This is a genomic window from Sphingomonas sp. GCM10030256 (assembly GCF_042666415.1).
GTDB lineage: Bacteria > Pseudomonadota > Alphaproteobacteria > Sphingomonadales > Sphingomonadaceae > Sphingomicrobium.
Genome location: NZ_JBHTDI010000001.1, coordinates 692,996 through 712,577 on the forward strand (window position 1 = coordinate 692,996; position 19,582 = coordinate 712,577).

Genomic DNA, 19,582 nt, shown 5'->3' on the forward strand with positions numbered 1-19,582 from the left:
GAAAGCCGTTGTATTCCAGCGGGTTGGGAGTTCGTTGCTATGAACAGGTCGCTTCTTGGCGGCGGCGTCTCTGCCGTGGCTCTGGCATTGTCCGCCTGTGGTGGCGGCGGTGGCGGAGGTGGCGGAGTGAATTCGACCCCCCCGCCGCCGGCGACCCTGACGCCACCGGCGCCCACGCCCACGCCCACGCCCACGCCCACTCCACCACCACCGCCGCCGCTTACGCCGCCGCCAACCAACTACGCCACCGCCGAGTATCAGAATTCCACCGCCGCCGTCGTCGGCCAGGCGATCGCGGCTTACGACAAGGGTGCCACTGGCAAGGGCGTCAAGCTCGCAGTGATCGACAGCGGCATCAATCCGTCACTCAGCGAATTCGCCGGCCGCATCGACCCGGCCAGCCGCGATGTCGCAGGCAGCCGCGGGCTGTCGGACGAGGACGGTCACGGCACCGCGGTGGCGGCAACGGCGGCTGCCGCCAAGGACGACGTGTGGATGCACGGGGTCGCGTTCGACGCGACCGTTCTTGCTTTTCGTGCCGACTCACCGGACAGCTGTGCCAAGACCGGCGAAGACGAGGGCTGCAAGTTCGGTGACAACGCGATTGGCGCGGGAATCGATGCGGCTCGCCTGGCGGGTGCACGAGTGATCAACATGTCGCTTGGCGGAAGTCCGCCGGGCGGGGCCCTGCTGTCGGCCATGGCGCGGGCCACCAGCGCCGGGATCGTACTGGTCATTTCGGCGGGCAACGACGGCGGCAAGCCCGAAGGCAATACGGCCGATGCGTTCGCCTCAGTGCCGGCTTCGCAATTCCCCGGGATGGTGATCGTCGCCGGCTCGATCGGCACCTTCGATCGGGAGGCCCGGGTCACCGTCGCGCTCGACCAATTGTCGCCTTTCTCCAACAAGGCGGGGAGCGCGTCGGCCAGCTATCTTGCGGCGCTTGGCGCTGGGGTGAAGACGATCGATCACACCGGCGGGCGCTTTTTCTATTCGGGGACGAGCTTCTCGGCCCCCGCCATCACCGGCGCATTCGCCCTGATGGCGCAGCTGTTCCCCAACCTCAGCGGGCGCCAGATCGTCGACCTGCTCCTGCGCACCGCCGATGACCTTGGCGCGGCCGGGACCGACGATGTGTTCGGGCGCGGGCGGATGAACCTGTCGCGGGCGGTCCAGCCGGTGGGTGCGACCAGCCTGGCCGGGAGCGCCACGCCAGTGACGGACAGTAATGGCGTAATGCCGGCGGCCGGTGGCAGTCCGGCCGAAAAGGATCCGATCGGCGCGATCGTCCTTGACGGTTATTCGCGGGCTTATGCGGTTGATTTGGCGAAGACCCTGCGGGCGGCCGAGCAGCGGACGCCGCTGCGACACGCGCTTGAAGGCGACGCCCGGGTGGCGGGGGTCAGTGCCGGCCGGGTCAGCGTCGCGATGACCGTCGCCGAACGCCGCGACCTGCGGCACGGCTTCGCGCTGGAGCGCACCGGCATCGGGCCCGAGGATCTGCGCAAGGCAAAGCTGATCGCCGGCTCGGTCGTGGCCAGGATCGATCACAAGACCGCAGTCGCACTGGGCTTCTCGGAGGGCGCCAAGGCGATGGAGCGCAGGCTGAACCGGACGGATAGCGGGGCCTTCCTGATCGCCCGCGATGTCGCCGGCGACCCCGGATTCATGGCTCGCCGCGGTGGCAGCATGGCGGTGCGCCGCGACATCGGCCCCGTCGCGCTGACCTTGAGCGGCGAGCAGGGCGAAGTGTGGCAGGAGGTGAAGACCAGCGCCACCGGCTCTCCCTACCGCTGGGCCGCGGCCACGCTCGACCGCCGCTTCGGCCGGACCTCGCTGTCGGCCGGGATCGGCCGGCTCGACGAGCGGCAAACATTGCTCGGCGGACGGATGGGCGGTGTATTCGGTGGCGGGGGGTCGGCTACGACCTTCCTCGACCTGGAAGCGCGGCGGTCGTTTGGGGCCGGCTTCTCTGCGGCCCTGACCGCGCGGCGTGGTTGGACGACCTTCGCGGGGGGCGACTTTCGCACCGCGGCGTACGGCTTCGACTTCGCCAGGGACGGGCTGTTCACCGCCTCCGATCGGCTCGGTTTCCGGCTGTCGCAGCCGCTCCGGATCGATGGCGGTGGCCTGTCCCTCATGCTGCCCACCGCCTACAGCTACGAGACTCTCAGCCCGACCCTCACGCGCACCGATTATGCGCTGACCCCCAGAGGGCGCGAGATCGATGCGGAGCTCGGCTACTCGACGGCCATGCTTGGCACCGGGTGGATCGGCGGCAACCTGTTCCTGCGGCGGCAGCCGGGCCACGTCGCGTCTGCTGACACCGATTATGGAGCGGCGGTGCGCTTTACCCTTGGGTTCTAGGAAGGGCCACGCGGCTTAGGCGCCGATCGCCTCGGCTGGACGAACAGCGGGGGATCGATCGACGCGCCCGAGCCGTCGATGCCGCATGTTCGTCCTCCCGCAGTCCGGGTGAGAACCGCAGGCGCGGCGATCCCGTGCCTGCCTCTCACCGGAGTTCAGGCGAGCGCGGCCGGCAACGTCAGCGGAACCCTGGCTGCGGTAGCCACCGCCTCGGCCCAGACGGCGACTTTCTCGATCTCGTCACGATACGCCTCGAGTGCGGCGCGCTGGTCGGCCTGCCGCTGCCCAGGCGCGAAAGCGATCCCTGACTTGCTGTCACGGCCGAGTGCCGGATGGGCGGCATAGTCGGTCGGCTGCGTCCGCCCGAGGCCGAGAAAAGCGGCTGCGGCAGCGACGGATGCCGCGGGGTTGCCGGTCAGCCGCTCGCTGTCCAGGGTGGCGATGCGGTCGGGACCGAAGTGCTTGAGGATCCTGGCGAACAGCGCTTGCTGAGCGAGCCAGCCGACCGCCGCCACCTGAAGATCGGTCTGGCGCAGGTAATCGCTTGGCTGGAAACCCAGGTCGACCATGCCTTCTTGGAGCAGGCCCTCAAGCAGCTCGCGCACCCACAAGCGGCAGTCCAGCCCTTTGCGCGCGACCGAGGCCAGGAAAACCGGCAGGGGCGCGGCGAGCAGGATCGCCCTTGACCCGGGGCTCAGCGCGAGCGCTCCCGCGGCCAATCCGTTGAACACGTTCGACGGCTTCAACACCACCGCCTCGCCGGGAGCCCATGGGCGCGCAAGCTGGCGCAGCGCATCGGCCATCACCGCCGCATGCTCATGCGGCCGAGCGCCGCGGCGACGCCAGCCGACCATGTCGTTCAGCAACACCGGTTCCGACAGGCCCATCGCCGCGCCTTCGATGTCCAGCGCTCGCACCAGCATGGTCGAGGCGCAAAACGCCGAATGGAAGATGAAGTGCAGCGGCCCAGGCAGAGGGGCGAGCGGGGCGGCATCGCGGCGGCGGATCACGATCGGCGATGCCTCCGGGCCCAGGTCGGCGTCGATCAAGAAGGCCGCCGACCGATGCCGAGCGCGCTCCACCCGGCGGTAATGGAAGCTGTCTGTCTGCTCGTCGTAACGGTGGCATAGCCACGCCGGGTCGCCGACGATGGACGCGAGGTCGGGTGCGGTGGCCATGCGCCAAGCCTTGCCCAGCCGTTGGGCCACTGGCAAGCTTGCGCCCATGAATGCACCCAGCGCATCCGCCGCCGCCGCCAATAGCCGCGGCATGGCGGCTCTCCAGTCCGGCCGCTTCCAGGATGCCGCCGCCGCCTTTCGCGAAGCTTGCGTAGCTGATCCCACATCCGGCGCATTGCTGCGCAACCTTGCCTCCGCCCATCGCGCCACCGGCGACGATGCTGCCGAGCTCCAGGCGCTGGAGGCGGCGCTGAACATCGATCGGAGGGACCTCATCGCCTGGCTCCGCAAAGCCGAGGTCCACCAGCGGCTCGAGCAGAAAGGCGAAGCCCTGACCGCCTGGAGCGGGGCGATCCAGCTGGCCGAGCCGCTGAAACCGTGGACCGGGGCGCTTGCCGAGGCGCTCGAGCGGGGGCAGCGCTTCTGCAACGGGGCCGTCGCTGACCTGCGCACCGCGGTCGACCGGGAACTCGATCCCCTTGCCGCGGGGCTGGACGAGACCGAACGCCGCCGAAGCGGGGCGTTCGTCGACATGGCCCTGGGGGGTCGCAGGCGCTTTACCAACGAGTGCGCCGGCCTTTATTATCCGTTCCTGCCGGCGGATGAATATTTCGACGATCGCCACTTCCCGTGGTTCGCTGATCTGGCGGGCGCGACCGAGGCGATCCGGGCGGAGCTGCTGGCATTGCTCGAAGATCCAGGGGAGCAACTCCGCCCCTATGTGCGGATGGAAAAGGGCGTTCCCGACAACAAGTGGAGCGAACTGGACCACACGCTCAGCTGGGGGGCGTGCTTTCTGTGGGAATATGGCGAGCCCAACCGTGCAGTACTCGAGCGCTGTCCCCAGACCGCCAAGGCGCTCGCCGCGATCCCGCAGTCGTACATCCCCAACCGTTCGCCGAGCGCATTCTTCTCCATGCTTCGGCCCCACACCCGCATTCCGCCCCACACGGGCGTCACCAATACCCGTGCGATCGTCCACCTGCCGCTGATTGTGCCGCCAGGCTGCGGCTTCCGGGTTGGCGGCGAAACCCGCCAGTGGGAGATCGGCAAGCCGTTCGCATTCGACGATACGATCGAACACGAGGCATGGAATGACAGCGACGAGTTGCGCGCCATCCTGATCTGCGACGTATGGAATCCTCACCTGACGCCGCGCGAGCAGGAGATGATAGTCCGTTATTACCAGGCGGCGGACGCGGCAGGCTATAGCCCGGCAGGGGGCAGCTGACCGCCATTTTGCGCGTCCTGTCAGAACATGGTAATCCGGCGGCTTCTCTTTACCTGAATACAGGGAGTTACCGATGCGCACGATGTCCGTCCTTGCCGCCGCACTGTCGCTGGTCTCCGCGGCCGCCGTGGCGGGGACGCCGGCCGGCAGCGATCGCCAGCGGCCCGATCGTGCGCCCTCGACCATGACTCCGACTGAGATTGCGGCCTTCAACAAGGGCCTCGACCGCGCCCATCCGCAATTCATCAAGTGCCGCAAGGAAGAGGTGATCGGTTCGCTTGCACGCAAGCTGCGCGTTTGCCGGACCAACGCCGAATGGTCGAAATACGCCGACTCCGGCAACCAGAACGCCCGCGACACGATCGATGCCATGGCCAAGGCTCCGGTCAGCGGGAACTAGGGCCAACGACACTCCGGCGCTCAGGCGGGCTGGAGCTCCAACCCGCCGTCCCCTTCATCGACCCGCACCGTCTGGCCGTCGTGGACCGTGCCCGCGAGGATCGCATCGGCCAGCGGGTCCTGCAGATATTTCTGCACCGCGCGCTTCAACGGCCGAGCGCCATAGACCGGATCGTATCCGACCCGTCCCAGCCACGCCTTGGCCGCGTCGGTCAGCTCCAGCTTGATCTTGCGGTCCTCCAGTAGCTTGCCGAGACGGGCAACCTGGATGTCGACGATCGGACCCATGTGGCTGGCGCTCAGCCGGTGGAACAGGATGATCTCGTCCAGGCGGTTGAGGAACTCCGGCCGGAAGTGCGCCCGCACGACCTCCATCACCTGATGCTCGACCTTTTCGGCTGGTTCGTTCTCCCCGAGGCTGGCGAGATACTGGCTGCCCAGGTTGGACGTCAGGATTATAATGGTGTTGGTGAAATCCACCGTGCGTCCCTGGCCGTCGGTCAGGCGGCCGTCGTCCAGCACCTGCAGCAGCACGTTGAACACGTCGCCGTGCGCCTTCTCGACCTCGTCGAACAGCACCACCTGGTAGGGCCGACGCCGCACCGCCTCGGTCAGCACGCCGCCTTCCTCATAGCCGACGTAGCCAGGCGGCGCGCCGATCAGCCGCGCGACGGCATGCTTTTCCATGAACTCGCTCATGTCGATCCGGACCATGGCGGAGGGATCGTCGAACAGGAATTCTGCCAGCGCCTTGGTCAGCTCGGTCTTGCCGACGCCGGTCGGGCCGAGGAACAGGAATGAGCCGAGCGGGCGGTTTGGATCCTGCAAGCCCGCCCGCGCGCGGCGCACGGCGGCAGACACCGCCTTCACCGCATCTTCCTGGCCGATCACCCGGGCGCCGATCGCCTGCTCCATGCCGAGCAGCTTGGTGCGCTCGCCTTCCAGCATCCGCTCGACCGGAACCCCGGTCCAGCGGCTGACCACGGCGGCAATGTCCTGGTCGGTCACTTCCTCGCGCAGCATGGCGTGCTGGGTGGCCGTGCGGGCTTCCTCGAGCTGCTTTTCGAGCGACGGAATGCGCCCGTACTGAAGCTCGCCTGCCTTGGCGAGGTCACCCGAGCGCTGCGCCTGTTCGAGCTCGATCCGCGCCTGGTCCAGTTGCTCCTGGACCTTGGAGGCAGCGTTGATCTTCTCCTTCTCGCCCTGCCACCGTTGAGTCAGCTCGCTCGACTGCTGCTCCAGATTGGCGAGCTCTTCCTCGAGGTTTGCCAGCCGGTCGCGCGAGGCTTCATCCTTTTCCTTCCTCAGCGCCTCCCGCTCGATCTTGAGCTGCATGATGCGCCGGTCGAGATTCTCGATCTCCTCCGGCTTGCTCTCGACCTCCATCCGGAGGCGGGACGCGGCCTCATCCATCAGGTCGATGGCCTTGTCCGGCAGGAAGCGGTCGGAGATGTAGCGATTGCTGAGCGTCGCCGCGGCCACGATCGCCGGGTCGGTGATGGTGATACCGTGGTGGAGCTCATACTTCTCCTTGAGCCCGCGGAGGATCGAGATGGTGTCCTCCACCGTCGGCTCCCGGACGAACACCGGCTGGAAACGGCGCTCCAGTGCGGCGTCCTTTTCGACATGCTTGCGATATTCATCGAGCGTGGTCGCGCCGATGCAGTGCAGTTCGCCTCGAGCAAGCGCTGGCTTCAAGAGGTTGGACGCATCCATCGCGCCCTCACTCTTGCCCGCGCCCACGAGCGTGTGCATCTCGTCGATGAACAAGATGATCTCGCCCGCAGCCTGCTTGACCTCGTCGAGCACGCCTTTCAGCCGCTCCTCGAACTCGCCACGGTATTTCGCGCCGGCGATCAGCGAGCCCATGTCGAGCGACAGGAGGCGGCGATCCTTGATCCCGTCCGGCACGTCGCCGTTGGCGATCCGTAACGCCAAGCCTTCGGCGATCGCCGTCTTGCCCACTCCGGGTTCGCCGATCAGCACCGGATTGTTCTTGGTGCGGCGGGCCAGCACCTGGATGGTGCGGCGAATCTCCTCGTCTCGGCCGATGACCGGGTCGAGCTTGCCTTCGCGCGCTGCCGCGGTGAGGTCACGGGCGAACTTCTTGAGTGCATCGTAGCGATCCTCCGCACCCTGCGTATCGGCGGTGCGCCCGCCGCGCAGCTTGTCGATAGCGGCGTTGAGGTTCTGCGGCGTGACGCCGGCGCGCTGCAGCGCGTTACCGACGTCCGTGCCCTTAGCGAGCGCCATCGCCAGCAGGATCCGCTCTACGGTGACGTAGCTGTCGCCCCCCTTCTTCGCGATTTGCTCGGCTGAATCGAGGATCCGCATCGTGTCGCCGTCGAGCGCGGGAGCGCTAGTCGCGCCGGAGCCGGTTACCGCCGGAATCTTGGCGACCAGCGCATCGACCTCCCGCTGCGCGGCCTTGCCGTCGCCGCCAGCGGCGCCGATCAGCCCCGCGGCCATGCCTTGTTGGTCGTCCAGCAGCGCTTTCAGCAAATGCGGCGGGGCGATGCGCTGATGATGCTCGCGCACCGCAATCGTTTGCGCGGCCTGCAGAAAGCCCTTGGCCCTGTCGGTGAGTTTCTCGAAATCCATAAAGTCAGTGTCCCTCTCGTGGCACCAAGCTAGTGTTGCAATCGGGCAACACAAGAGGGTTAGGCGGTTTTCTGCGCCTCGACGATTCAGTTCAGCGGCGAGAGCGGATCGGACACGACCGGGGGAGCGGAGACGGGCGGCGGCAGGGCTGAGGTCGCGGGACCCTGCGAGGTCACCGCCACGCTGGCCGCCGGTTTAGCCGGAGCGGGCACGGGGGTGGGCACGGCCACAAGAGGCGGTTGGGCCGAGGGAGCGGGAGCGGTGCTGACTGCCACCGGGCCGCGGACGGTCGGTGTTGCCGCGGCAGCCACCGCCACCGTCGGAGCGGGTGGAGCGACGTTCAGCCTGGCGAGCGTCGGAGCGCAGGCAGCAACGCCCGGGTCGCGTTCGCCCCAGCGGCGGAAGCGCCAGGTGTCGACGTGGAACCGCAGCTTCGAATAGAAGCCCAGGCCGACGCCGAAGCGGCCACCCTGATAGGCGTGCGCGGTGCACAGGGTGTCGATCATCGCCGTGCGTGAGATCGGCCGCAGCGGCACCATGTCGAGCGCGAACATGTGGCGGTGGGCGCTTTCGGGAGCTCCCCCAGCACAGGCGTTCAGCGCCGGATTGCGGTACACGGAAACGGCCTCGACCGGTCCGATCGCCGGAACCACATAGCTTTGCACATAGCGAAGCGCGCCAACCAAGTTGGGCCATTCGGAGGTGGGCGGAACTTCGAACGGCTCGGCCCCGCAGCGGTGCCACTGGCTGGCCGTACGCAGCAGCTGCCAGGTCGGCACCACATAAGCGACACCATAGCTGGCGAGATATTGATGGAAGCCGGATACTGCCGCCGACCGCCACGGCTGCGCCATCATCCAGCGGCGATAGCCCGGCTCGTCCTGTCCGATCATGACATAATCGCCGGTCGGGCTCCAAACCGGGCCCGCCGAGGGCAAAGTCCGGAACACCAGTGCAGGCGCCGGGGCGGCCTGCACCTGCGCAGTCGCCGGGCCGGCGAGCAGAATCAGCAGAATGGCGAGCAAGCGTCCCATGGTTCGATCATGGTATAACGCAGGTCGGCTTGAAAAGTCTTGGTTCGTCACGCACGTCGTGGGAATGCAACAGCCCATCCAGGTCGACCTTCCCCACAGCCTTGGCCGCGAGGAAGCGCAACGGCGGATCGCCGCCAACATCCACAAGCTCCAGGGCTACATCCCCGGCGGTGCCCAGGTGACCAGCAACTGGTCGGGCAGCCGGCTCGACATGGCGGTCGGCGCCATGGGCCAGCAGGTCGATGCACAGATCGACGTCGAGGAAACGCATGTCCGCTGCCGGGTCATGCTGCCGGGCCTGCTCGGGATGCTGGCCAAGCCGATCGAAGCCGTGCTTCGAAGCAAGGGCGAGGAGCTGCTGCTGGAAGACAAGAGCAAGTCGAAATAGCCCCGAACTTGCACTCTGCCGCGGCGGGGCTACGCTCCGGCCAACGACCGGAGGGCAAGCGGATGCGGCATTTCGCGGTGATCGGCTCGGGGCCAGCCGGCTTCTACACGGCCGAGGCCCTGACCAAGGCTTATGGTGAGCGTGCCCGGATCGACATCCTGGATCGCCTGCCGGTGCCCTACGGGCTGATCCGCTTCGGGGTCGCGCCCGATCATCAATCGATCAAGGCGGTCTCGAAGCGGTACGAGAAGGTCGCCACCACCCCAGGGGTCCGGTTCCTCGGCAACGTCCACCTCGGCGCCGACGTGTCGATCGAGGAACTGCTCCATTATTATGATGCGGTGGTGCTCGCCACCGGCGCCCCGCACGACCGGCGGCTCGGCATTCCCGGCGACGACTTGCCAGGCGTGGTCGGCTCCGCGGCATTCGTCGGCTGGTACAACGGCCATCCCGACTTCGCCGATCTCGATCCGCCCTTGCATGGACCCGCGGCGGCGGTGATCGGCAATGGCAACGTGGCGCTGGACGTTGCCCGGATCCTGGCCAAGACGCCCGACGAGTTTGTCGGCTCGGACATCGTCGGCCATGCCTTTGAGGCTTTGGCCGGAAGCGGCATCCGGTCGATCAGCCTGCTCGGGCGGCGCGGGCCGCACCAGATTGCAATGACACCCAAGGAACTCGGCGAACTGGGCTACCTGAGGGCAGCAACTCCGCTGGTCGATCTGGCCGACCTGCCGCCGGCTGAGGCGGACGCCGCGCTGGAGCCGGGCCTGCGCAAGTCGGTCGCGCACCTCCGTGACTTCGCCCGCGCCGGTCCGGACGAAACCAAGCCCAAGCGCATCCTGTTCGACTTCTTCGCCAAGCCGCTGGCGATCGAGGGCGACGGCAAGGCGGAACGGGTGATCGTTGAGCGCACGCGCCTGGCCGAAGACGGTAGCGCGCAGGGCACCGGCGAAACCTACGCTGTGGACGCCAGCCTGGTGGTCAGCTGCATCGGCTACCAGACCCCCGCCATTCCTGGCGTGCCATATGACGAGAAGCTCGGCCGCTTTCCCAACAGCGGCGGCCGCATCGCCGAGCGGCTCTACGGCGTTGGCTGGGCGCGGCGCGGGCCGACTGGAACGATCGGGACCAACCGGCCCGACGGCTTCGAAGTGGCGGAAGCGATAGCGGCCCTGTTTCCGCCCGAGGGTGAGTCCAGCGACCGGCCAGGCTCTGCGGGGCTAGACCGGCTGCTGGCGGTGCGCGGCTGCGATCCGGTGCCGTTCGAAGATTGGCGAAAGATCGAGGCCGCCGAAGTCGCCGCGGCCCGCGCCGGCAATCCTCGCGAGAAGCTCGTCCGAGTCGAAGACCTCCTGCGGGCGAGCGGGCATTGATTGTTGCATCCCGCCGCGCCGCCGCCTAAGGAGCCTGCGCCTTGGCTCCCGCATGACGCGCGGGTTCCGGTCGGGGAGTAGCTCAGCCTGGTAGAGCACTGTCTTCGGGAGGCAGGGGCCGGAGGTTCGAATCCTCTCTCCCCGACCATTTTTCAGCTTGGGCAAGCGTCCGCGGGCGCTTGCGGCGCTAAGTCGGCGGAGCGCCCACCTTCTCTAACTCGCAAACCCCGGGTCGAGCCGGTGCGCCTTTCGCAGAAGCGCCGGCCAGGCGAGCAGCTTGGCGGCGACCTTGAGGCCGGCGGCGCCCTGCTGGGCGGCGACTTCGGGCGTGCCTTGAGGCGGGTTGTTGATGCGGTCGCCGGCTGACAGGGCGTAGATCTGCGCTTCGCAGGCGCGTTCCAGGAAATACATGCGGATGAACGCTTCGCCGACGGTCTCGCCGACGGTCAGCGTGCCGTGGTTACGCAGCAGCATCGCGCTTCGAGTGCCGAGGTCGGCGACGATCCGCTCCCGCTCGTTGAGGTCGGTGGCGACGCCTTCATAGTCGTGGAAGGCGAGGTCGCCGCCGACCAGCATCGCGGTCTGGGTCAGCGGCAACAGTCCATCCTCATGCGCGGCAACCGCCTGGCCGTGCGGCGTGTGGAGGTGGATCACTGCATGGGCGTCCTCGCGGGCCATGTGGATCGCGGAGTGGATGGTGAAGCCTGCCGGGTTGGTGATGAACGGTGTCGGCTCGACCGGGTTGCCGTGGAGATCGACCTTGATGAGGGACGAGGCGGTCACTTCCTCGAACATCAGATTATAGGGGTTGAGGAGGAAGTGGTGGTCCGGGCCCGGAATGCGCGCCGATAGATGGGTGAAGATGAGATCGTCCCAGCCGTAATGCGCGACCAGCCGGTAAGCCGCGGCGAGATCGACGCGGAGAGACCATTCCTCTTGGCTGACCTTGCCGCGCAGGCTGGGGATCTCGACGGCCTCAAGGGCCTTGGCCTTTTCCATCCCGGCGTTGATGGCGTCGACGCGGTTCATGGCTGGGTCTCCCTGGGAGCGAAATGGTCCGGGTGGGCTGCGGTGAAAGCGGGCAGTGCGCGCGCGGCGGCGTCCGCCCGGACGAGAGTGGGGTAAAGGTCGAGCGGCACGTCGAAGCGCCGCGCATTGTAGAGCTGGGGAACGAGGCAGACGTCGGCCAGGGTCGGCTCGTCGCCGAACAGGAAAGCGCCTGCCCGCGGGGCGGCCATCGCCTCCAGCGGTCCCAAGCCTTCGCAAATCCAGTGACGATACCATTCGTCGACCGTCGGCTGGTCGTGACCGAGCGTCCCCTTGAGATATTTTAGCACGCGCAGATTGTTGAGCGGATGAACGTCGCAGGCGATCGACATCGCCATGGCGCGAACGTGAGCGCCGTCGGCGGGATCAGCGGGGATCAGCCGCGGCTCGGGGAAGAGCTGGTCGAGGTAGACGATGATGCTGAGCGATTGCGTGAGACGATGGCCGTCGATCTCCAACATCGGAACAAAGCCCTGCGGATTAAGCGCACGGTAAGCGTCCGACCTTTGCGCGCCATCGATCAGGCTGACCGGGTGGCTGTCGTATTCGACGCCCTTAAGGTTGAGCGCGATCCGCACCCGGTAGGATGCCGAGGAGCGGAAATAGTCGTGGAGGACCGGGCGGTTCACGGGCGAATGTTCACAATGTTCACGGTGACGAGCCTGCAAAAGTGCAGGTCGTTTCGGATGATGAACGATTTCGACGGATGATCGGTCTTCATTCGAGCGAGTCTGCCAGCCTGGGTGTCAGTAGGACAGAGGAATATCAGGCCATGAACGGCGCGACCACCTCCGGCGGCACCCGGATCGGCCGGCCGCTGGCTTTGTCGATAATCGCCCACACGGTGCGCGCCTTGACGCAGAGTTTGCCGTCCGGCCCGACAAACTCCATGTGCCGGTCGAACTTGGCCCCCTTGGGCGCTTCGCCGACCCAGGTGCGCCCGGTCACCGTGTCGCCTTCGAAGGCGGGGCGGAGATAGTCGATCTCATGCCGGACGATGACCCAGAAATAATCTTCGGCATGCTTGGGGTCGGCGAGGCTGTACCAGTGGGCGAGCGCAACCTCCTGGATCCACTGGACCCAGACGGCATTGTTGACGTGCCCGAGTTCGTCGATGTGTTCGGGGCGGGCGGTGAGGGTGAGGGTGAGGATCGGGTTGGTCATGTCAGCTCGTCATTGCGAGCGTAGCGAGGCAACCCAGTTCACTCCGGAAGATTACTGGATTGCTTCGCCTTCGGCTCGCTGTGACGCTCATCATTTCGCTCCGCCATTCTGGGTCAGGACGAAGGCGTAAGCCTCGGCCGTTTCCTTTAGCGACTCCCAGCGGCCGGACTTGCCGCCGTGGCCGGCGCCCATGTTGATCTTGAGCAGCAGCAGGTTGTTGTCCGTCTTGGTGGCGCGCAGTTTGGCGGCCCACTTCGCGGGTTCCCAATATGTGACGCGGGGATCGGTCAGGCCGCCGGTGATCAGCAGCGGGGGATAGGCCTGGGGCTTGATTTGGTCATAGGGCGAATAGCTGCGGATATAATCGAAGGCGGCTTTGTCCTTGATGGGATTGCCCCACTCCGGCCACTCGCCGGGAGTCAGCGGAAGCGTATCGTCGAGCATGGTGTTGAGCACGTCGACGAACGGCACGTCCGCGACCACCGCTCCGAAGAGTTCGGGGTTGGAGTTGACCACCGCGCCCATCAGTTCGCCGCCCGCCGAGCCGCCCTGGGCGGCGATCTTCCCAGGTGACGTGAAGCGCTCTGCTACCAGGCCCTTCGCCACATCGACGAAGTCGTTGAACGTGTTGGTTCGCTTGGTAAGCTTGCCGTCCAGGAACCACTGATAGCCAAGGTCGTCACCGCCGCGAATGTGGGCGATGGCATAGGCATAGCCGCGATCCAGCAGGCTCAGCCGGGCAGTCGAGAAGCCGGGTGGAATGGCGTAGCCGTAAGCGCCGTAGGCGTAGAGGAAGAGCGGCTGGCTGCCATCCTTGCGGAAGCCCTTCTTGATGACGACGGACACCGGCACCTTGCGGCCATCGCGCGCGGTGATCATCAGCCGCTCGGTCTGATATTGCGTCGGGTCGTAGCCGGACGGGATCTGCTGGACCTTGAGGGTCGCCAACTTGTCGGTCTTCGGGTCATAGTCGTAGACCGTCGCCGGCGTGACCATCGAGCTGTAGCTGAGGCGATAGGCGGCGGGCGCGAACTCGGGATTGCTGCCGAAACCGGCCGAATAGCTGGCCTCCGCGAAGGGAATGCGCTCCTCCTTGCCGCTGTGGTAATCGCGCAGGATCAGTTGGTCGAGACCGTCGCGGCGGGTGGTCAGCGCAAGATGATCGCGAAAAGCGGTGAGGCCGCGCAGGTAGACGCGGTCCGAGCCGGGGATGACTTCCTTCCACTCGCCCGGCCTGGCCGGATCGGCGGAGGCGACGCGGAAGTTTACATGAGTGTCGTTGGTGTGGATCCACAACTTCCCGTGCGCCGCGTCCACGTCATACTGACGGTCCTTCTTGCGCGGGCTGATCAGCGTCAGCGGCGCGTCAGGCCGGTCCAACGGGGCGAAGCGGACTTCGCTGGTGGTGTTGTCGCCGGTCGAGATGAACAGGAGGCTGCGGTCCTGGCTGTGGCCGACGCCGACCGAGAAGCCGATGTCGTCCTTCTCCTCATAAAGTGTCTTCGTTTGATCGACCGGGGCACCGATGCGGTGGTAGCGGGCGCGATAGCTGCGCCAATTGTCGTTGACCTCGGTGAAGACGACGCCCTTGCTGTCACTGGTCCATACCGGGGAGCCGATGCCGACCGTGGAGACCGTCTCCAGGTCCTTGCCACTGGCCAGGTCGCGGATACGGAGCTTGAAGCGTTCGGAGCCGTCATCGTCGACCAGCGTCGCGGCGAGCCTGCCATCGGGGCTGACCTCCATCGCGCCGAGCTTGAAATATTCCTTGCCCGCCGCTTCGGCGACTTCGTCGAAGATGAGCTGGTCCGGACCGCCGGTCACAGGCTTGCGGTACCATTGCCGGTACTGGGCGCCGGGCTGGAACGCCCACCAGTAGAGCCAATCGCCATCCTTCACCGGGACCGATGAATCGTCCTCCTTGATGCGGCCCTTCATTTCCTGGAACAGGGTGTCGATGAGCTGCGCGTGCGGCGCTTTCCAGGCTTCGAAATAGGCGTTCTCGGCCTTCAGGTAGGCAAGCACATCGGGATCATCGACCTTTGGGTAATCCTTGTCGCGCAGCCAGGCGTAGGGGTCCTCGATACGGATACCGTGGCGTTCGTAGCTGTAGGGGCGCTGCTCGGCTTTGGGCGGGGCGGGAAGGTCGGCGGCTCGGTTCATGGGTGCTTTCTGGGCTGGGGCGGCGACTGTGACCAGGGTGACTGCGAACGCAAATAGGATTGGGCGCATGACTTCTCCACCACATGGCTAAGCTTGCCGGATCAACGAGACCGGTACGGGGAAGCCCCGCTTTTCATCGGCAGGAGTAAGGGGAAGGACAGCCCTTCGACAAGCTCAGGGCAAACGGATAGTGGAATCGCATGTCCAGCTACGCCGACCGCCTCGCCGCCCTTCGCCAGCAACTTAGCGCCGATCGCCTCGACGGCTTCGTGGTCCCGCTGACCGACGAGCATATGAGCGAATATGTCGGAAGCTATGCTCAGCGGCTGGCCTGGCTGACCGGGTTCGAGGGCTCGGCCGGGTCGGCGGTGGTGCTTCCGGCTGAAGCGGCGATCTTCACCGATGGGCGCTACACGCTGCAGGTCCGGGCCCAGGTCGATGGCGAGCAGTGGAGCTTCCAGTCTGTGCCGGAGACCAGCATTGCGGCCTGGCTGAAGGAGCAAGCTCCGGAAGGTGCGCGGATCGGCTATGATCCGTGGCTGCACAGCCGGTCGTGGGTGAAGCAGGCTTCGGAGGCGCTCAGCGCGCGCGGGGCCGAGCTGGTGCCGGTCTCCGCCAATCCGATCGACAAGGTCTGGAGCGACCGCCCGGCAGCGTCCAATGCCAAGCTCGCGGTCCATCCGGAGCGGCTCGCCGGGCGCTCGTCGGCGGACAAGCGGCAGGAGATCGCCGATTGGCTGACGGGCCAAGGTGCCGATGCGGCGGTGCTGGCTGCCTTGGATTCAATCGCCTGGACCTTCAACATCCGCGGCTCGGACGTCAGCCATACGCCGGTCGCGCTGGCTTATGCGCTGGTTCGATCCGACGGAACCGCTGATTTGTTCGTCGCCGGCGAGAAGGTGGACGCGGAGCTTCGCCAGCATCTCGGCAACGGGGTTCGGCTGCACGAGCGGGCGGCGTTCGAAGCGGCGCTGGGGGAGCTTGCCGGCAAGACGGTGGCGGTCGATCCCGAGCGCTCCGTGGCGGCGATCACCCAGGCGCTCGACAAGGCGGGGGCCAAGGTCGTGTCGTTGCGCGATCCCACCGTCCTGTCGCGGGCGATCAAGAATGAGGCGGAGTTGGCCGGGCACCGCGCGGCGCAGTTGCGCGATGGCGCGGCGATGGCGCGGTTCCTGCGCTGGGTCGAGGTTAAGGCTCCGGGCGGCGCGCTCGATGAACTGGCGGCTTCGGACAAGCTGGAAGCGCTTCGTCGCGAGAACCCGGAGCTGAAAGACCTCAGCTTCGACAGCATTTCCGGCGCGGGGCCGAACGGTGCGATCGTCCATTATCGCTCGAGCGAGAAGACCAACCGCAAGCTGGAAAGCGGCTCGCTCTACCTGATCGATTCGGGCGGGCAGTATGAGGACGGCACCACCGACATCACCCGCACGCTGGCGATCGGCGAGCCGACGGCGGAAATGCGCGATCGCTTCACCCGCGTGCTGAAGGGGCATATCGCGCTTGCGACGGCGGTGTTTCCCAAGAGCACCAAGGGCGGGCAGCTCGACAGCTTCGCCCGCCGGCCGCTGTGGGAGGCGGGGCTCGACTATGCTCATGGCACGGGGCACGGGGTCGGTAGCTTCCTGTCAGTCCACGAGGGACCGCAGCGGATCGCTCCGGTGGGCGGCGCCTATGCCGGCGGCGACGAGCCGCTGGCGGCGGGCATGATCCTTTCCAACGAGCCAGGCTATTACAAGACAGGCGAATACGGCATCCGGATCGAGAATCTCGTCCTTGTGGTGCCCGTCACGATCGAAGGTGCGGAAAAGGAAATGCTCGGGTTCGAGACTCTGACCTTCGCGCCGATCGAGCGGCGGTTGGTCGACGTGGCGCTGTTGTCCGACGCGGAGCTCGCCTGGTTTAACGATTATCACCGGCAGGTCCGCGAAAGGATCGGGCCGCAACTGGAGGGGGAAGAGCGTCAATGGCTCGAAAGACAGTGCGCTCCGCTAAGCCGCTGATGTGGATGGCGGCAGGGTCGGTGCTGACCTTGCTCGCGGTGTGGGGTCCGCACAAGACGTTCCACAAGGCTTATGATTCGGGCTCCGCAGCGGCCTCGTCGGTGGCGTCGCTGCTGCGCTGATCGGCCGAGAGTTCGCGCGCCTGCGCCTTTCGGCGGCGCAGATTCTCGCGCAGCTTCGCGGCGAGGCGATCGGCCTTCCCGGCGGCTTTGTCCTTATCGCTCATCTCTTTGCCTTGACACACGGCTCGGCCCGCGGCCATAGGCCCGCGTCCCCAGACAGACTTGGCCCGGACATGCTGCCGTAGCTCAGTGGTAGAGCGCATCCTTGGTAAGGCTGAGGTCGTGAGTTCAATCCTCACCGGCAGCACCATCCGGCCCGGTCTGGTCTCGGCCAGCCACCCCGGCTCTTCCGCGCGGAACAGTGCGACTCGGCTGGCGTTCGTCCGATCAAAACAATCGGGAGTAGCGCCAGATGGCCGACAACAAGAGCAAGCGTGGTGGAAGCGACCGGAGCCGCGTCGCGGCAGGCGAGGGCTATGAAGTACGTTATTTCGCGCGCAAGCACGGGATCAGCCGTGAGCAGGCGGAGCAGCTGATCGCCAAGGTCGGCAATGATCGCGAAAAGCTGAACGCCGCAGCCGAGAAGCTGAAGGGCTGAGATTGACCCGCGCACCGCGGACAGTCAGAGCGGCGGCATGCGTTTCTTTTCGGACAATGCCGCCGCTGCGCACCCGGCCGTGCTCGAGGCCATGGCCGCGGCGAATGCGCTCGACACCGCCTATGACGGCGACGCGCTGAGCCGGAAGCTCGACGGCGCCTTTTCCGACCTGTTCGAGACCGAGGTCACCGCGTTGTGGGTGACCACCGGCACCGCCGCCAACTGCCTGGCGCTGGCGGCCATGGTCCCGGCCTATGGCGGCATCCTCTGCCACCGCGAGGCGCACATCAATGTCGATGAGGCGGGCGCGCCGGAGTTCTTCACCGGCGGCGCAAAGTTGCTGCTGATCGACGGGCCGGGTGCCAAGCTGTCGGTCGAGGCGGTGGCCGAGGCACGGGGGCGGATCCGCGCCGACGTGCACCAGGTCCAGCCGAGTGCTTTGTCGATCACCAACGCGTCCGAATATGGGCTGGTCTACACGCCGGATGAGACTGCGGCGCTGGGCGAGTTCGCCCACACCCATCGCCTGGGGTTCCACCTGGACGGCGCGCGCTTCGCAAACGCGGTGGCGTCGACCGGGGCGAGCCCGGCGGACCTCACCTGGCGGGCCGGGGTGGACGCGCTGAGCTTCGGCTTCGTCAAGAACGGCGGGCTGTCGGCCGAGGCGTTGATCCTCTTCGACCGGGAGCTGGCCGACAACGTGTTGCGCCGGCGCAAGCGGGCCGGGCACCTGCTCAGCAAGGGTCGCTACATGGCCGCCCAGTTGCTGGCGATGCTGGAGGACGACATCTGGCTGGACAATGCGCGCGCCGCCAATGCAGCGGCGACGCGGCTGGCCCAGGCGGCTGGCGACCGGCTGGTCCATCCGGTCGAGGCGAACGAGGTGTTCCTGCGACTGACGCCCGAGGAAGCGGCGACGCTGCGCGACGAGGAGTTCGACTTCTACGACTGGGGTGTCGGCGAAGCGCGGATGGTGACCAGCTGGGATCAGGATCTTGCCGCCGTGGATAGGCTGGCCGCCGCTATCCGCCAGCTGTGAAGGACGTCGATGGACAGCCGGTCCGCGGCATCATCCTGCCGTTCGTCATCTTCACCCTGATCTGGGGATCGACCTGGATCGTCATCCGCGACCAGCTCGGCGTGGTCCCGCCGCAATGGTCCGTGACCTACCGCTTCATCATCGCCGCGGCGGCGATGTTCGCGATTGCGGCGTGGAAGGGGGCGCCGCTGCGGCTCCACCGCAGCGACTGGCCGCTCGTCGGAGCGGTCGGGCTCTGCCAGTTCTGCATCAACTTCAACTCTGTCTACATCGCCGAACATTTCATCACCTCGGGTCTGGTGGCGACGGTGTTCGCGCTGCTGCTGATCCCCAACAGCCTGTTCGCCTGGGCCATCCTGAAGCAGCGGCCCGGCGGGCGGTTCCTCGCCTGTTCGGCGATCGCCATCGCCGGCATTGCTTTGCTGTTCTGGCAGGAACTGCGCCGCGACCAGGCGGCGGACTCGGCGGTGTTCGCCGGGATCGCCTGGACCCTGGCGGGAGTGATCGGCGCCTCGGTTTCCAACGTGCTCCAGGCGACCGACCGCGCGCGGCACATCCACATCTTCTCGCTGCTCGCCTGGACCATGGCGGTCGGTGCTGTCGCCGATGGCGCTATCGCTCTGCTGGTCGCCGGCCCGCCGACGTTCGAGTGGAGCTGGTCCTATTGCGCGGGCCTCACCTACCTTGCGGTGTTCGCGTCGGCTCTGTGCTTCAGCCTCTACTTCCCGGTGGTTCGCAAGATCGGGCCCGGGCGAGCGGCTTATTCATCGGCGCTGGTGCCGATCGTCGCCATGGCCCTGTCGACCCTGTTCGAAGGCTATCGCTGGACGCCGCTTGCGGCAGCCGGGGCTGCCCTTGCGATCGGCGGCATGCTGCTCGCCCTGATGAGCCGGCGGCCGGTTGTTCCCGCTCCCGCCGCGGATTAGGTCCGGGCG

General features: G+C 66.8%; 17 protein-coding genes and 2 tRNA genes. 11 read left to right on the top strand and 8 right to left on the bottom strand.

Translation table 11 applies throughout. From position 1 onward, the window contains the following. The first annotated feature begins 126 nt into the window (after window positions 1–126). Entirely contained in the window at window positions 127–2,367 is a 2,241-nt protein-coding gene (locus ACFQPG_RS03345) for a S8 family peptidase (RefSeq protein WP_380810284.1), read from the top strand. A 155-nt stretch (window positions 2,368–2,522) separates the two neighbouring features. Here the strand turns inward: ACFQPG_RS03345 and ACFQPG_RS03350 are convergent, their stop codons facing one another. After that, window positions 2,523–3,545, bottom strand: a complete 1,023-nt coding sequence (locus tag ACFQPG_RS03350; RefSeq protein WP_380810286.1) for a hypothetical protein — start codon at window positions 3,543–3,545, stop codon at window positions 2,523–2,525. A gap of 46 nt (window positions 3,546–3,591) precedes the next feature. Between ACFQPG_RS03350 and ACFQPG_RS03355 the strand changes: the two genes are divergently transcribed. Both ACFQPG_RS03355 and ACFQPG_RS03360 read left to right on the top strand, forming a co-directional pair. After that, complete coding sequence (locus tag ACFQPG_RS03355) at window positions 3,592–4,776, top strand: aspartyl/asparaginyl beta-hydroxylase domain-containing protein (protein WP_380810288.1); 1,185 nt, start codon at window positions 3,592–3,594, stop codon at window positions 4,774–4,776. Window positions 4,777–4,849: 73 nt separating this feature from the next. Further along, window positions 4,850–5,176, top strand: coding sequence for a hypothetical protein (locus ACFQPG_RS03360; RefSeq protein ID WP_380810290.1), 327 nt, complete (start codon window positions 4,850–4,852; stop codon window positions 5,174–5,176). A gap of 20 nt (window positions 5,177–5,196) precedes the next feature. Here the strand turns inward: ACFQPG_RS03360 and clpB are convergent, their stop codons facing one another. Both clpB and ACFQPG_RS03370 read right to left on the bottom strand, forming a co-directional pair. Next, window positions 5,197–7,776 (bottom strand): ATP-dependent chaperone ClpB, encoded by a 2,580-nt coding sequence (gene clpB / locus ACFQPG_RS03365; RefSeq protein WP_380810291.1) that lies wholly within the window; start codon window positions 7,774–7,776, stop codon window positions 5,197–5,199. A gap of 86 nt (window positions 7,777–7,862) precedes the next feature. After that, window positions 7,863–8,810 carry a hypothetical protein gene (locus ACFQPG_RS03370; protein WP_380810292.1) on the bottom strand — a complete coding sequence of 316 codons (948 nt, stop codon included), beginning with the start codon at window positions 8,808–8,810 and terminating at the stop codon, window positions 7,863–7,865. 64 nt (window positions 8,811–8,874) lie between these two features. On the opposite strand from ACFQPG_RS03370, the gene ACFQPG_RS03375 reads away from it, so the two are divergent. The 3 genes from ACFQPG_RS03375 to ACFQPG_RS03385 all read left to right on the top strand — a co-directional run bounded on the left by ACFQPG_RS03375 (window position 8,875) and on the right by ACFQPG_RS03385 (window position 10,722). Further along, window positions 8,875–9,198, top strand: coding sequence for a polyhydroxyalkanoic acid system family protein (locus tag ACFQPG_RS03375; RefSeq protein WP_380810294.1), 324 nt, complete (start codon window positions 8,875–8,877; stop codon window positions 9,196–9,198). Between the two features lie 62 nt (window positions 9,199–9,260). Further along, window positions 9,261–10,574, top strand: a complete 1,314-nt coding sequence (locus ACFQPG_RS03380; RefSeq protein WP_380810296.1) for an FAD-dependent oxidoreductase — start codon at window positions 9,261–9,263, stop codon at window positions 10,572–10,574. A gap of 71 nt (window positions 10,575–10,645) precedes the next feature. Next, a tRNA-Pro gene (locus ACFQPG_RS03385) sits at window positions 10,646–10,722 on the top strand. A 65-nt stretch (window positions 10,723–10,787) separates the two neighbouring features. Here the strand turns inward: ACFQPG_RS03385 and ACFQPG_RS03390 are convergent. The 4 genes from ACFQPG_RS03390 to ACFQPG_RS03405 all read right to left on the bottom strand — a co-directional run bounded on the left by ACFQPG_RS03390 (window position 10,788) and on the right by ACFQPG_RS03405 (window position 14,948). Beyond that, window positions 10,788–11,573: a class II aldolase/adducin family protein gene (locus tag ACFQPG_RS03390; RefSeq protein ID WP_380811693.1), complete on the bottom strand. Its 786-nt coding sequence runs from the start codon at window positions 11,571–11,573 to the stop codon at window positions 10,788–10,790. A 26-nt stretch (window positions 11,574–11,599) separates the two neighbouring features. Then, window positions 11,600–12,250: a maleylacetoacetate isomerase gene (gene maiA, locus ACFQPG_RS03395; protein ID WP_380810298.1), complete on the bottom strand. Its 651-nt coding sequence runs from the start codon at window positions 12,248–12,250 to the stop codon at window positions 11,600–11,602. Window positions 12,251–12,386: 136 nt separating this feature from the next. Then, on the bottom strand, window positions 12,387–12,785 hold the full coding sequence (locus ACFQPG_RS03400; RefSeq protein WP_380810300.1) for an acyl-CoA thioesterase: 399 nt from the start codon (window positions 12,783–12,785) through the stop codon (window positions 12,387–12,389). Between the two features lie 90 nt (window positions 12,786–12,875). Then, entirely contained in the window at window positions 12,876–14,948 is a 2,073-nt protein-coding gene (locus ACFQPG_RS03405) for a S9 family peptidase (RefSeq protein WP_380810301.1), read from the bottom strand. 200 nt (window positions 14,949–15,148) lie between these two features. Here ACFQPG_RS03405 and ACFQPG_RS03410 point away from each other — a divergent pair, with 200 nt between their 5' ends. Beyond that, window positions 15,149–16,948 carry an aminopeptidase P family protein gene (locus ACFQPG_RS03410; protein ID WP_380810303.1) on the top strand — a complete coding sequence of 600 codons (1,800 nt, stop codon included), beginning with the start codon at window positions 15,149–15,151 and terminating at the stop codon, window positions 16,946–16,948. Between the two features lie 70 nt (window positions 16,949–17,018). Here the strand turns inward: ACFQPG_RS03410 and ACFQPG_RS03415 are convergent, their stop codons facing one another. Beyond that, on the bottom strand, window positions 17,019–17,174 hold the full coding sequence (locus ACFQPG_RS03415; RefSeq protein WP_380810305.1) for a hypothetical protein: 156 nt from the start codon (window positions 17,172–17,174) through the stop codon (window positions 17,019–17,021). A 71-nt stretch (window positions 17,175–17,245) separates the two neighbouring features. Between ACFQPG_RS03415 and ACFQPG_RS03420 the strand changes: the two genes are divergently transcribed. From ACFQPG_RS03420 to ACFQPG_RS03435, 4 genes are all read left to right on the top strand, one after another. Next, a tRNA-Thr gene (locus ACFQPG_RS03420) sits at window positions 17,246–17,320 on the top strand. Between the two features lie 102 nt (window positions 17,321–17,422). Next, a complete protein-coding gene (locus ACFQPG_RS03425) occupies window positions 17,423–17,608 on the top strand; it encodes a DUF3606 domain-containing protein (RefSeq protein ID WP_380810307.1) in 186 nt (61 codons plus the stop codon). A 37-nt stretch (window positions 17,609–17,645) separates the two neighbouring features. Next, a complete protein-coding gene (locus ACFQPG_RS03430) occupies window positions 17,646–18,647 on the top strand; it encodes a threonine aldolase family protein (protein ID WP_380810309.1) in 1,002 nt (333 codons plus the stop codon). Then, window positions 18,644–19,573, top strand: coding sequence for a DMT family transporter (locus ACFQPG_RS03435; protein WP_380810311.1), 930 nt, complete (start codon window positions 18,644–18,646; stop codon window positions 19,571–19,573). The genes ACFQPG_RS03430 and ACFQPG_RS03435 overlap by 4 nt, the downstream gene beginning before the upstream one ends. The last annotated feature ends 9 nt before the right edge of the window (window positions 19,574–19,582 follow it).

What these genes read in the sequence shown, in the direction of transcription:
- ACFQPG_RS03350 (WP_380810286.1), bottom strand. Translation starts at nt 3,545, where the DNA reads ATGGCCACCGCACCCGACCTCGCGTCCATCGTCGGCGACCCGGCGTGG.
- ACFQPG_RS03355 (WP_380810288.1), top strand. Translation starts at nt 3,592, where the DNA reads ATGAATGCACCCAGCGCATCCGCCGCCGCCGCCAATAGCCGCGGCATG.
- ACFQPG_RS03360 (WP_380810290.1), top strand. Translation starts at nt 4,850, where the DNA reads ATGCGCACGATGTCCGTCCTTGCCGCCGCACTGTCGCTGGTCTCCGCG.
- clpB (WP_380810291.1), bottom strand. Translation starts at nt 7,776, where the DNA reads ATGGATTTCGAGAAACTCACCGACAGGGCCAAGGGCTTTCTGCAGGCC.
- ACFQPG_RS03370 (WP_380810292.1), bottom strand. Translation starts at nt 8,810, where the DNA reads ATGGGACGCTTGCTCGCCATTCTGCTGATTCTGCTCGCCGGCCCGGCG.
- ACFQPG_RS03375 (WP_380810294.1), top strand. Translation starts at nt 8,875, where the DNA reads ATGCAACAGCCCATCCAGGTCGACCTTCCCCACAGCCTTGGCCGCGAG.
- ACFQPG_RS03380 (WP_380810296.1), top strand. Translation starts at nt 9,261, where the DNA reads ATGCGGCATTTCGCGGTGATCGGCTCGGGGCCAGCCGGCTTCTACACG.
- ACFQPG_RS03390 (WP_380811693.1), bottom strand. Translation starts at nt 11,573, where the DNA reads ATGGAAAAGGCCAAGGCCCTTGAGGCCGTCGAGATCCCCAGCCTGCGC.
- ACFQPG_RS03400 (WP_380810300.1), bottom strand. Translation starts at nt 12,785, where the DNA reads ATGACCAACCCGATCCTCACCCTCACCCTCACCGCCCGCCCCGAACAC.
- ACFQPG_RS03405 (WP_380810301.1), bottom strand. Translation starts at nt 14,948, where the DNA reads ATGAACCGAGCCGCCGACCTTCCCGCCCCGCCCAAAGCCGAGCAGCGC.
- ACFQPG_RS03410 (WP_380810303.1), top strand. Translation starts at nt 15,149, where the DNA reads ATGTCCAGCTACGCCGACCGCCTCGCCGCCCTTCGCCAGCAACTTAGC.
- ACFQPG_RS03415 (WP_380810305.1), bottom strand. Translation starts at nt 17,174, where the DNA reads ATGAGCGATAAGGACAAAGCCGCCGGGAAGGCCGATCGCCTCGCCGCG.
- ACFQPG_RS03425 (WP_380810307.1), top strand. Translation starts at nt 17,423, where the DNA reads ATGGCCGACAACAAGAGCAAGCGTGGTGGAAGCGACCGGAGCCGCGTC.
- ACFQPG_RS03430 (WP_380810309.1), top strand. Translation starts at nt 17,646, where the DNA reads ATGCGTTTCTTTTCGGACAATGCCGCCGCTGCGCACCCGGCCGTGCTC.